At 43.8% G+C, this 13,224-nt stretch carries 10 protein-coding genes; 3 read left to right on the forward strand and 7 right to left on the reverse strand.

Annotated features, from left to right (window positions below; genetic code table 11):
- Positions 1 to 68: 68 nt before the first annotated feature.
- From FTU44_RS00280 to FTU44_RS00290, 3 genes are all read right to left on the reverse strand, one after another.
- Entirely contained in the window at positions 69 to 338 is a 270-nt protein-coding gene (locus FTU44_RS00280) for a hypothetical protein (RefSeq protein ID WP_005097192.1), read from the reverse strand.
- 217 nt (positions 339 to 555) lie between these two features.
- A complete protein-coding gene (locus tag FTU44_RS00285; protein ID WP_180049047.1) occupies positions 556 to 915 on the reverse strand; it encodes a hypothetical protein in 360 nt (119 codons plus the stop codon).
- Between the two features lie 114 nt (positions 916 to 1,029).
- Entirely contained in the window at positions 1,030 to 1,464 is a 435-nt protein-coding gene (locus tag FTU44_RS00290) for an I78 family peptidase inhibitor (RefSeq protein WP_074383210.1), read from the reverse strand.
- A 350-nt stretch (positions 1,465 to 1,814) separates the two neighbouring features.
- On the opposite strand from FTU44_RS00290, the gene xseA reads away from it, so the two are divergent.
- Both xseA and xseB read left to right on the forward strand, forming a co-directional pair.
- The gene (gene xseA / locus FTU44_RS00295) at positions 1,815 to 3,086 is read left to right on the forward strand and encodes an exodeoxyribonuclease VII large subunit (protein ID WP_180049049.1); all 1,272 of its coding nucleotides are present in this window, start codon (positions 1,815 to 1,817) and stop codon (positions 3,084 to 3,086) included.
- Positions 3,076 to 3,270, forward strand: a complete 195-nt coding sequence (gene xseB / locus FTU44_RS00300; RefSeq protein WP_005170556.1) for an exodeoxyribonuclease VII small subunit — start codon at positions 3,076 to 3,078, stop codon at positions 3,268 to 3,270. Before xseA ends, xseB begins: the two co-directional genes overlap by 11 nt.
- An 88-nt stretch (positions 3,271 to 3,358) precedes the next feature.
- Here xseB and FTU44_RS00305 read toward each other — a convergent pair whose 3' ends face one another.
- From FTU44_RS00305 to FTU44_RS00320, 4 genes are all read right to left on the reverse strand, one after another.
- The gene (locus FTU44_RS00305) at positions 3,359 to 3,562 is read right to left on the reverse strand and encodes a hypothetical protein (protein ID WP_005097198.1); all 204 of its coding nucleotides are present in this window, start codon (positions 3,560 to 3,562) and stop codon (positions 3,359 to 3,361) included.
- A 313-nt stretch (positions 3,563 to 3,875) separates the two neighbouring features.
- Positions 3,876 to 4,076 carry a hypothetical protein gene (locus tag FTU44_RS00310; protein ID WP_005097200.1) on the reverse strand — a complete coding sequence of 67 codons (201 nt, stop codon included), beginning with the start codon at positions 4,074 to 4,076 and terminating at the stop codon, positions 3,876 to 3,878.
- Positions 4,077 to 4,411: 335 nt separating this feature from the next.
- Positions 4,412 to 8,935 (reverse strand): translocation/assembly module TamB domain-containing protein, encoded by a 4,524-nt coding sequence (locus FTU44_RS00315; RefSeq protein WP_180049052.1) that lies wholly within the window; start codon positions 8,933 to 8,935, stop codon positions 4,412 to 4,414.
- Between the two features lie 35 nt (positions 8,936 to 8,970).
- Entirely contained in the window at positions 8,971 to 11,727 is a 2,757-nt protein-coding gene (locus FTU44_RS00320) for an autotransporter assembly complex family protein (protein WP_180049054.1), read from the reverse strand.
- Positions 11,728 to 11,901: 174 nt separating this feature from the next.
- On the opposite strand from FTU44_RS00320, the gene FTU44_RS00325 reads away from it, so the two are divergent.
- Positions 11,902 to 13,221 (forward strand): MFS transporter, encoded by a 1,320-nt coding sequence (locus FTU44_RS00325; protein WP_180049056.1) that lies wholly within the window; start codon positions 11,902 to 11,904, stop codon positions 13,219 to 13,221.
- Positions 13,222 to 13,224 lie beyond the last annotated feature (3 nt).

The following is a 13,224-nucleotide window of genomic DNA, read 5'->3' on the forward strand; positions in this document are numbered from 1 at the left end:
ACTGAATTTAATGCATAAAAAAGGCAACCATGATGTTGCCTGATTTGAAGTTAAAAAGATACTCCACCTTAGTGTACAGTGGTCGAGTTTAAATATTGCTGATATGAATCCCGGCAGCCTTTGAATTTCACCACGCATTCATCTTCACACATCGTGCTGTGATTATTGCTGGCAAAGGAAATATCCACCTGATACAGCTTTTTTTCTTGTTCTAGCACCTTCTTTAAAAATACTTTGTCGCCTACGCTCAGGACATAGCGACTACCAGCAATAATGACTACACCATGTTCATCTTCTAAGAGCAGATCAGAATGATGTAAATATCTGACGACTTGCATATTGTGTTACTCCTCGGGTAATTGGAGTTAAATTCATTATTCAATATAAAGATAAGTATTTCTATATTTTAGATTTAGAAATTGTCACAAAGTGTACATTTCGCTTAGGCTATTTTTATTATTCATTAGATGTTTTTTTGTCTTTTATTCGGGTTGATAGTTTTTTTTAAAGAGATGCTGCATTATGCCCGATTCAGCCATTAAAAAAAACCGTTCCCTAGAACGGTTTGTAATCTGGTAATTCATCATGCGGCGTGGTAATACATTTTTCAGTAAACTCAGCGCGGACTTTTTCACGGGCTGCTTTTACATCTGCCTTAATCTCTTCGGCTGGAAGTGCGTAGACTTCATCAATAATGTTCAGAATAAAACCTTTGGTGGTTTCATCATCGATCTTGAGGGCATGCTCGATTGCTTTCTCTTTCTCAATCGCATTCTGACGATCCAGCATAATGGTCCGCGCGGCATTCCCCACACTTCGACAATAACCTTGCCACTGCTCTTCAGGGGTTAAGGGTTTCTTCTCGGCACAACCGGCCAGAGCCAGCATAAACGATAAAGCCAATAACTTTTTCATGAGTTTCTCCTTCCGAGGGGCAATATAAAAGATCGGGGAAGATTTGTCATTTAAAATGCCAGTATGACTCTAAATTTAAAAAAGCCCATCAATGGGCTTTTGTTTTTTAAATACTTAACCGCATGAAGCCTGAATAATTTTTTTGCTAGCAGGATCTACGGTTACTGTCACACGCTCTTCACGATAATCCATGGTGACTGCTTGACCCGGCTCGACCATACGTACAATCTGCGCCTGGGTTTTCTGTTTGATTTGCGCTTCAGTCAGGTTGGACTGACCAACCAATGTCATCGCCTGATCGGCAATACATTTAGGCTGGTTCATATGCAGCAACTCCCATTCTTCTACCACCTGTCCATTCTTTAAATGACAATATCCAACCTGGCCATTACTTTCATTACGTATTTCAAGCTTGCCACCCTGATTGACACAATAAGTGCTCGCCGGATTTGGCATACCTATTTTGGGCGCTTCCGTTTCTGATTGTGGTGTAGTGGTACAGGCGCTTAAAGCAACCGCCAGCAAACCGAACAGCATTGTTTTTTTCATGAGCGTGTATTCTTCTTCAATAATTCTGCACTAATTTAGCATATTTCCATACCTTTTCTAGGCACAAGTCTGTGTACATTGTTAATCAAATACCTTCAATAAGGTTTAATAATAAAAGTATTGCTAAATTCAGTATTGCTATCTTGCCAACTATTTGATTGCTGAAGCTAGAGATGCGTGGAATCTGTTTAAATTGAGACGAATACTAATTTAGCGTTCTCAATTAAGTAATTCTTCATTCCATTATCAACACAATGTCATTACATAAAGTTTAAATAACTGCATTTTTAGATTTGTGATCTTTGCCAGATTGATTTACTATTTGATTGAATTTTAAACTTTCTACTGGCATGACAGACGATCTCCAACTCTCCCTCAAGGAATATCTTGCGACAGTTCAGGAAGTGGTCAAACTCACTTTCGATACGCCGGTATGGGTCAAAGCTGAGATTCGTAACCTTAGTATCAAAGCAGGTCATTATTATCTGGAACTGGCAGAAAAAGAGGCTGATAGCGATCAGGTCATTGCCAGTTGCCGAGCCACCATCTGGAAATTTAGCGCCCAGAAAATTGTCACTCAATTTGAACGTGAAAGCGGGATTGAATTAAGTCGTGATCTCAAAGTTCTGATTAAAGTCAAAGCCAATTTTGATCCACAATATGGTTTTTCTTTAAATATCGTCGAGATTGACTCGAGTTATACCTTGGGTGATATTGCCCGGCGTTATCAGCAGATTATTGACAGGCTAAGCGCTGAAGGGCTGATTCAGCGTAATAGAAACCTGCCCAGCCCTTTTGATTTGAACCGAATTTTAGTGATTGCTCCCGAAAACGCAGCAGGTCTCGGAGATTTCAGAAAAGATGCCGATGCACTACATCGTGCGCAAGTTTGCGAGTTTATCTATCACACTGCGACTTTTCAGGGAAATTCTGCCCCGCAAAGCATTATGCAGAGTCTGGCACAAGCTCTGAAACAATGGGCGAAAACCTATGACACTGCGCCAGATTTAATCGTCATTATTCGGGGTGGCGGAGCAGTCAATGATCTGGCTTATTTAAATGATTATGATCTGGCTGCCCTGCTCTGTAAACGCTCGGTTCCGATTTGGGTGGGCATCGGACATGAAAAAGACCACACCATTCTGGATGAGATTGCGCATTGCTCCTTTGATACTCCGAGTAAAGTCATCGCCGGAATTCGCAATCATATAGTCGAACTCACACAAGATGTCTTGAATTATTTACAGCGGATTCAGCGTTTATCTCAACAGCAAATTCAGGCCTACCAAAATCAGAATGATCAATTCTTAAAACTCATTCAAAGTCTGGCCAACAGCCAAATTATGGATGCCCTGCAACGTCTGCAACAGATCAAGGCCAATACCTCCAGTCTGGCTCAGCAACATACCCAACTAATCAATCAGCAGCTAGATGCCCTGATGCGGGAAACGCTATTGCAAAACCCACGACATGTTTTATCTAAAGGTTATGCCATCGTACGTCAGCAAGAACATGTGGTGGGTTCTATCAACCAGATTCAGCCCAGCGATCCGGTTCAGGTAGAACTGCAGGATGGCATTTTTTCAGCGCAACTTATACAGGTACTTCCCCATGACTCATGATACTTTAAGCTTCCAGCAAGGCTATGACATCTTGAAAAAGAATGCGGAATTGCTCGAATCTCAGCAAGAACCGGACATTGATAATCTGATGAAAATCGTGGAAGAATCCATGAGCGCCTATAAAGCCTGCAAGGCACGTGTTGAAGCGGTGCAAAGTGCGCTAAATGACACATTTAAAGACTAGTGATTGAATAACTCTAGTTGAGTAGCTTAGGCTATTTAAGCATCTTTATATCATAAAAAACCCTCAAAAAATGAGGGCTTTTTTCAATTTAATTTACGCTATGAATATCCAGTTCCTCATTACTTGCCAATACGACAGAGGCTAAAATTGGCACCCCCAGAATAAAGGGTACAGCGAAGATCCATAAAACCACAGTCACTTCTGGATCAAAGAAAAATTGAATCGAAAGCGCAGTCAAAATAAGTACAGCGAATAGAATCATTGCAAAACGGATTATAAATTTAGTCGCCATGCGAACATACTCTGATGAGTGAAATTGTACTTTCAATATACACCTAATTTTATTAAGGCTTTATTGATTTTCAATTTATTATGATCTGATTTGATTGATTTTTTATATTTTAGCGCTGATTTATTGCTTCATTCATTTTTCTTAAGGATGTAACAGAAACATAATTTCAGCCATATTTCACAACTTTTTTGCAGCCCATTGCGCTTAAATTCTGATATTCATTGCTTCTACAGGTGTATACCCAAAGCACTGTACTTCATGACAAAGAAAATCACGAACATAAAAAGCCCAATATTGAATTGGACTTTTTTCTTTACTCTTCAACTTCTATGGGATTACCATCTTCAGGGCGAATATGCCGCGTGCCATCATCTGCAGGATCAACACTTGAACCATCTTTGGTAATCGTGTTGTACAGCTCATCCTCTTTCTTATCATCGATAAACTCTTCATCTTCGAAATCTTGAGGCTCATTGTCATCATCGAAGTTTAACGGCTTTTCTTCATCTATCATGGCGATCCATCACTTCTATAACCCAGAAAATATCATGCTCAAACATTTGATCGTTTCATTCAAGGGTCAAGCATGATCATTTGTGTAACCGGGTCTATATTGCGGTTTTCAAGCCAGATACATATCAATAGATACTAGCGTTCTTTGATAAGTCATTTTTTAATCATTATAAATAAAATACCCTCATCCTCTTGCGAAGCAGTGCTTCTCATCCCAGAAGGATGAGGGTATTTTCAGCATCTATTTAAATATGAATAAATTGAACATTTTTTGATCAATTAAAGATATCTAATGAAATCTAGCAATCATTTAAAAATATTTATCTGTCCTTATGATTAGAAACGCCAGTTATAGAACAAGTCAATTGCACGTTCTAAGGACTGACTCGCTTCCAAGTAAAGACGCTGATTCACCTGATAACGTAAAGTCAGCTTGTTCACCGGGGTAAACACCCCAACACCATAACGAAGATATAAATCAGGGGTAATATAGCCGGTCACCGACACCTGGGTATCATCCCCTGTCCCTTGTGCATCTAGTGCCAAACCACTCAAGCCAAAAGTCCGTCCAATCTGGTTGGTGAGCGCGCGGGTTCCACCCAGGCCCAGACTGATACCTGCTGCGGCAATGGTATTATTCACATCAGATCTGAATCCTTCAGCCTGACTTAAACCGGATGCACCTTCGTTGATACGACCAGTAATCAAGGCATTTAAAGCTTCCTGCTCTGACAAGCCAGCATCATTATAAATCTGAATATTTGGACTTGAAGCAGTGCCCGTCACCCGTACCCCGACCGTACTTCCCTGAACCGACTTATTGGCATCAACATCCAGCGTCGGATTGGTCAACTCACCATTAAAACGGGCAATGGCACGGTTCAGATCCAGACTCTGACCATAAGCTTCGATTTTCACCCGCTGTGATACCCCGATCGCACCATTGGCACGCATCGCAGTTTCCAGACCCCGCTGTGACAGATTGACCCGGCCCAATAGCGGAATACGGCTATCAAAGCCCTGGAATATCACTTGATTACCCAGAGAAACCGCCACATCAGCCCGAATATCCCAAGGACGGGCCGATTTGAGAATAGCCAGCTGGTCATCACCTTCACGCACCACACGTACATCTGAAGAAAGTCCAACCACAGGTTCTGAGGCTTCAGGCATAGAAATTAGTGCACGTGGCACATCAACCGTACCACTTAGACTCAGCTTTTTATTGAATGGATACATGTCCAAAGTTAAATCGGGCGTAACCACGGCAGTAATTAAAGGTGCCTGACGAATCAGCAGATTTTCACCTTGCAGTTTTAACTGCACTCGCGGATCACCTTTCCAGTCGACTGAACCGGTCAATTTACCCACGCCACGACCACTGTTAAATGCACCATTAATACTGGCAGAATTCTGACGTATCGATGAATACAACTGCACATTGGTCAGATTCACCGGCAAGGAGATCATGCTGATCGAAGCATCTTTGACTCGAACCTCACCTTCCAGCAAAGGATCAGTTAAGGTTCCACTCACTTTTCCGGCATAGGACAAGGTGCCATCCAGATTACGGATGTCCTGAATAAAGGGTTTAAAGACTTTAAGCTGCACCTGATTAAAGGCAATTTCGCCACGCATCGGTTTACTGTCCCGATATGGATCAATAATGACATTGGCATACCCTGTCCCGATATCCGGAGTTTTTACATCCAGTCGAACTTGCAAGCCTTCTGCGACACTTTTTGCCACCAGACCCACTTCATCATATTTTAGGGTAGAACCTAAATAATCCGGGTCTTCCGAAGATAAGCCGACCACACCACTTCGGGTGACCAAACGCGCATCAATTTTTGGTTTAGCACCTTGCGCCCAGGCTGCCTTGGCATAACCATTCACTTTACCGGTCAATGCCAGTCCTTCAGGCAGGAATGCACTGAAATCATCCAGATCCAGGTTTTGGGTCACAAAGGATACGCTGCCACGGGTTTTATTGACCCGAATCGGTTGATCAAAACACAACTGGCTTTGCTGACTCATCCAGCAATGTGCACCGACAAACAGATCAGACTGGGCCGCATTATAAATCACTGCCGCATTTTGACGCTGTACCAAATGAGCACGCAAAGAGTCAAAATCACCTTTTTGAATCTGACCCAGCCAGTTATTTTGTGCATTAAAGCCACCGGCCAGCTGCACAAAGAATTTTGACAGTTTATTTTCTGCCTGAACTTTAAGGATATGCGCCGCACGAGTACCGGCAAGTGATATTTCCCCGCGTACAATTTCCCGTGAACCGCTACGCAAGCGATCCATTGTGGCAGTTAATAAGGTTGCTGTGGTCTGCGAGGTCGGCAACTGTCCGCGGACACGAATTTTTTGCACACTCATCAGGTTTTTAAAGGCAAAATTATCAATCGAAAGATTTGCCGAAGCCTGCAAACGTGGCTGCGCCTGCATATTGATATAGCCCTGTGCACGACCTCTTAAGCCCGGATATAACTCATACAATGCTGGTGCGTTGACTTTGAGTTGCAGATTCTGCGCATTGCCAGTGGCCTGAATCTGGTTGCTGGCATAAGACAGGAACAGGTTATTGGCTTCAAACTGCTCTGGGACAAAACCACGCTGATTTGAATTAATAATGACTGATAAATTACCTGTGCCTCGTACCGGCTTGTTATTTAACATACCGGCCAGATTCAAACGCTGGATCTGAATGCGTTTTAAGGCATCTGACCAAACCCCTTGGGTTTTTACATTGCCCGACAACTCGCCTTTCAGGTTGGCATTAAAATATTGCGGCTTAAAGCGGATTAATGAAGCGTTAATATCCCAGCCAATACCATTTGCCAGATTCACCAGACCATTGGCATTAATCTTGCCAGCGATACCATCATGACGCAATTCATTGACTCTCAATACTTCTGGTGTACCTGAAACACGCAGTTTCAGGATTCCCTGACTGGCTTGCAACTGACTGGCATTTAAAGCCCCATCATAATTGACTGCATAGCCTCTAAAACCACCGCCGGCTTTTTCATTATGGAATAATAAAGCAATGGTACTGTTACCGGTCAGACGTACTGTTTCGTTCTGTTCTGCCAGGCGCCCAGTCAGGTCTACATTAGACAGTTTAATAATCTGCTGATTGGGTTGTGCATAGCCATTGGCCTTGATCTGGCCATTTAAACGGTCTATCGGTGAAGCCGCAGCCAGACTTCGGGTATTTAAGTCCTTGGCGTTTAATAATGCAGTCCATTTCAACTGGCGTTTTTCTTGTGGCAGTTCAATTCGCGCATGACCGCTTAAGCTACCTGCCTGTGCATTGGCGCTATAATTGAAGCTCGGCACATTTAGAATATTATTTTTCAGATCCAGTTTGGCCTGATACATGCCTGCTGGCAGAAGACCTTGTTCGTGCTGTTCGACTTTGGTTGCCACATGAATATTCTGCTGGCCTTCGACCAGTGCCAGTTTCACATCGCCAGACTGACTGCTGAGCCAGCCGACATAGGGTACGGCGCGGTCGATATTTTGCCAGGCAACATCCAGAAGCATCGGTTGTGCTTTATTGTCTTTAACCGGATTCTGATCCAGCTTGATATTCCAAGTTTCATAACGGTCAAAATCTACCAGCGCCGTCAGATGCAGGCCATTTTCCAGATTGCCTTTTGAGGCAATATTGCCATCCAGGCTTGGTGGTAAAAAGTCTTGTACGACTTGCGGGATACGTTCATGCTTAGGATCAATTCCGTTTAATCGTCCGTTCAGATCCCAGCTTACCTGTTCGTTCCAGCCCACTGTCCCGGCAAGGCTAACCGCACCTTTCATCAGCTGGCCATTCAGATCGGTAATGTTGAGCTGATTGACCAGATCGGTATACATCACCGCGTTATACTGGCCTTGTGGAATATTTTCACCGCTCAGGTCGGTACGGACGTTCAAGTCCAGACGATCGATATCTCCATTGAACTCGGCAATCCCGTCTTTCGTAAACAGTTTCTGCTCAGTCAGAATCGGCCAGTTATAATCTTTAAATTTTAACTCGCCACGCATCGGTACCTGGGGCCGCATTGGATGTACGATGGCCCAACCGGTTAATAAATCAGGTGTATTGGTCGCTACGCCTGCCTGAATCGTATCCAGCGTGCCACGCGCCCGAACCTGAATATCATGAATATTCAAGCTGTCTCTTAAAGAAGGCAGATTGACGATTGCGCGGGCATCCAGTGGATATTTGCCTTCAAACTGCATTTTACCCGTCGCTTCACGCACCGAGAGATAACCCATATCCATGCGGGAATCTTCAAAGTTTAATTCGGTACCAGACCAGAGCGCATCATTTAATTCGATATTATAAAAATCAACTGCCGTGGTTTGGGTTTTAATCACCAGATGATCAAGCAGCAGATGATCGACGCGCAGCACAAAAGGCAAACGGATGGCATTGAACTTGAAAGGTTCGCTGCTAGACGGAGTTTTATTAATAATTTGCAGGTTACGGACATCTGCTTCATTCAGATGAATTTCTTTTTTGATGATCGCCCGCCAGCCCAGTTTTACATCAGCACGATCAATTTTGACATCGACCGGTTTCAGGCTGACCAGTACATTTTTAAGAATAATCCCGCGCCATAAGTTGCCGCCTTCATATTCATATTGAATAATTTGCTGGCGTTCCAGCACCTGATCCAGCAGGAATTTACTGCCCTGATTGGTCGAAAATAGTAAAGCCAGCACAGACAGCAGAAAAATCAGCGAAAAAAGCACCGACAATAGGATGCTTCTGAATATACGGCGCTTTTTCGGCACAACGCTATCTTGTGGTTCTTGTTCTGGCTGTGGTTGGTTCTCGACCATGATCTACCCAAATAACTATTTTTTAAAATGATGTTTTATAACTGCGATCCAATAAAGAAATGTAAACGAATCGGATAATTGTCATCAGACAGTCCAGTCGCAACATCTATACGTATTGGCCCAATCGGTGAAGCCCAACGCACACCCACACCCGCGCCATATTCGGTCGGATTACTGAATTCTTTATTATAGGCATTTCCGGCATCTGCAAAGACCGCAGCACGCCAGCCTTCCTTAAACTGATAATTATACTCTAAGGAAGCAACCCCTAAGGCCTGACCACCGACTTTAAAGCCTTCAATTTCCGGAGAAAGACTCTTGTAATCAAAACCACGAATGCTCTGGTCACCACCGGTGAAATATCTCAGGTTATACGGCACTTTGGCAAAATCTTCAGTGAAGATATAACCGGCATCGGCACGTCCAACAAACTGATGATCTGCATTTTCACCCAATGAATAGATAAAACGCCAGCCTGCATTTACAATCGCCATATCTGCATCAGACAATAACGCCTCACTACCCAGCTCGACTTTGTAGGTCTGCTTGAAACCCTTGGTCGGATTGACCCGACGATCGGTATCGGTACGTGAAACTTCATAACCGACCAGTAACGACTGCTGTTCATCTTCGGTATTAAAGCGAAACGCTTCCGGAATCTGGTTAAAATCAACAGAACCATTCTGCTTCAAGCGATCCAGACGGTAACGCGCTCCAAAAGTACGCTGCCAGTTACCCAGCGGGTTTTTAATAATCCGGTCTACACCCAGCACTGCCGATTCAATTTGCAGACCTTCACCTTGAGCCACGCCATCACGTTCTTCGCGCTCATAACCACCGACAATACTGACATAATCATTCAGCGGATGGTGATAAGGAATGTTATAACGACCATCGATGGACTGCCGGATACCGGACAACTCGAGGTTGGCATCAAAAGAATGTCCGCGCTTATTTACAATGGCGCGGCGGTACTGACCACGTAGACGGATATTGGTATCTGTTCCATAACCCAGACCCAGTTCAGCACTGTTTAAACGGTCTGCATTTAAAGTCACAATCACTGGAACTTTCTTCTCTTCCCGCGCTTGTGCCTTTAAACGCTCCTGCTCATTTTCTTTGGTCTGCTGCTCGACCCGCAAGCTTCTTAAATTTGGATTTTCCTGATCGCGGCTACCGGCAAACTGGTCTTCATCGACGACATTTTGAGTGACTTCTTTAGCAGATGCCACTGAGCGATCAGGCTGTGTCGCAGTCGCCTGATCTTCAGAAAGTTTCTGTTCTTCTATCAGGCTTTGAATATCCGGTGCCAGCTCCAGCTCCCTGTCAACCGGATCAGGGCGAATTGCGTCCACCAGGGTATAGTTAAAATAGCGCGAGTTGGTCAGGTTATTGGCCAGGCTATTCACTCGCCAGAAGGTATAGTCTGCACCATCTTTCCAGGTGACCAGACTTTCGAGTACATCACGATCCAGCGGAAATTCCTTTTCAGGATCACTCATTCTAAACTCGACATTGCCCAGCTTGTAACGCTCGCCTGTCTCGAAACGTAGATTTACATCGGCCGTATTTTGTGGCTGTGCAATCTTGACATCATGCAAGCGCCAGTATGAATCAAAATAACCGTTGTTATTGGCGGCAGTATTAATCCGTTGTTTGGTCTGTTCATAATTACCGTGATTGAAAATATCGCCCTCTTCCTGCTCAGGCAAAAGACTGATGACCTGGAATTGCGGCTGTTCCGCACCCGCTCCGCTAAATTCCAGATTTTGTGTAGTGATCAGCACAGGTTCATTCGGGGTGACAAAAACCCGAACGCGACTATCAGAGATTTTTTCAAACCTGAACTGGGCATTGTAATAACCGACTGCCTGTGCCGCCTGTCGGGACAAGGTTCGCAGTTGTGGCAAAGCGGAATTAAAGTCGCCAAAAGACTCCTGGGTAAAACTGGACAGTTTGGCTTTGACATTATTTCTTAAATTCAGATAGCCTTCAGGCTCAGCTCTACGATTCAGCATACCATTGCTTTGCGCAATACCTTCGCCGTTCATAATCACCACATCCGCACTAATTCGCGGAACTCTCGCGGTCATGATCTGACGTGGCGGACGGATTTTATAAAATAGTCGTTTAAAAATATTGGGACGTTTCTCATCTTCAGCAACAAGTGGCCCCGTTACTTCTGGCAAAGTCATGCCGGCTTCATTATTTTGTACAATAATCTGGCTGTCTGCCTGAATCGATTGCATCAACTGGTCGACATTTACAGGTGCCTGATTGATTTCAAGTAACTCTTGCTGACTGATATCTGCTACGACTGTTTCAGCGGTCTGGGTATTGCGATAATTTTGTGCTTCCTGCTTGGCTTGCTCGGCCTCACGATAAATTTCATTCGCCATGTTCTGGTCAATGGACTGGATCGGCAGCTCTTCCAGATCATCGAACTGGATCGGTGTAAATACGTCCAGACCGGAGCCTGCATTTTGCTGTTGCTCCAGCATCAACATGCTGTCGACAGATGCTTCCGGCTGTATCGCTTCTTCAATTTTTTCGGTGGCTTCATTTTCAGATGTGACCAGTCCCTGTCGCATCGCTTCTTTGGACAGTTCATCTACCATTTCTACCTGAGAAATGGCCACAGGTGTTTCAGGCTGTTCGGTTTGTGCCATGCTCTGATGGGATAACATCATAAAAAAAATGCTCATACACAGCTGTGCCCCACTCTGAAGTGGTATAAGCGACCCCATACTGCGATGAAGCATCGTTTTTTTAAATTTTTTCTTTGCAGGCATGGCAAACTCGAAACGAATACATTCTTTAATTGATTATTTGACCGAAAAATATAAGCTAAAGAGCTTAATTGATTGGTTTTTACCTTTACATGGCTGAAAGTATCTTACATGATTTTTCTCAATGTTTACGCATAACTGACATTTCTTAATAAAACTTAATGTAGCACGCTCTATATGAACAAAAATGAACATTTGTTAGCTTCTCGGCGCTTTTTACCGATGTTTCTGACGCAGTTTTTTGGTGCATTAAACGATAATGTATTTAAACAAGCGTTACTCCTGGTCATCACCTACGGCTGGATTCAGCAACAATCGGCCAGCATCAGCACCTTGAATAATCTGGCTGCTTTGCTGTTTATCCTGCCTTATTTTATTTTTTCAGCCACCGCCGGACAAATTGCCGATAAATACGAACGTTCACAGCTGATTCGCTATTTAAAGATTCTGGAAATTGTGATTATGTTGTTGGGAACGGTGGGTTTCCTGCTTGGCAATCTCTGGATTCTGTTATTTGCCTTGTTCCTGATGGGAACCCAGTCCACCTTCTTTGGCCCAATCAAATATGCCATTTTACCGGAAGTGCTAAAACCCAATGAGCTGATGTCTGGCAATGCCCTGTTTCAGTCCGGAACATCGCTGGCAATTTTATTCGGTATGATTCTGGGTGGTGCGGTGATTGCTGCATCTTCTGGTAATCTGATCTGGATCAGTTTAACAGTCGTTGTGATCGCCCTGATTGGTTATGGATCGAGTCGTTATATTCTCAAACAAAATATCCCTGCACCAGAACTGCAAATTGACTGGAATTTTTTCCGTACTAGCTTGCAAACATTAAAATATGCTCAGGGTTTGCCATTAGTCTTTACCATTTTATTGGGTAACTCATGGTACTGGTTTTACGGCGCAACCTATCTGACTCAAATCCCTCAACTGACCTTGCAAAATCTGCATGCCTCTGAAAATGTTGCCAGCCTGCTCTTAACTTTCTTTTCTGTCGGAATCGGGCTAGGTTCATATTTATGCCGCAAAATCGGTGGCAGCCAGGTCAATATCAAGATGGTGCCATTTGGCGCAATCGGTCTGGTGATCTTTGCCCTATATCTGGCCGCGAGTCTGGCCTTTGTTCCAGCACGTACCGGTGAATTAATCGGTCTGGCTGATGTGTTTCAGCAAGGCTGGAGTTATTACCATGTGATGCTGGCAGTGACCTTACTCGGGATTAGTGGCGGTTTTTATATCGTACCGCTTTATGCCATGATGCAGGCGCATTCTCCCCGCTCACATCGTGCGCGTGTGGTTGCAGCAAATAACATTCTGAATGCCGTTTTCATGGTATCTTCTGCTATATTTTCGATTATTATTTTAAGTATTTTAGAGCTTGATCTTAAAATACTTTTTTGTATTACCGCAGTGTTGAGCGGCCTGTTTACCCTATGGCTGCTTTTCCGACTCAAACCCATGATCAAAACCGCGAAAACACCCTTGGAGGATTAATTC

The sequence above is a fragment of the Acinetobacter sp. YH12105 genome (genome assembly GCF_013419095.1).
Lineage (GTDB): Bacteria > Pseudomonadota > Gammaproteobacteria > Pseudomonadales > Moraxellaceae > Acinetobacter > Acinetobacter pseudolwoffii.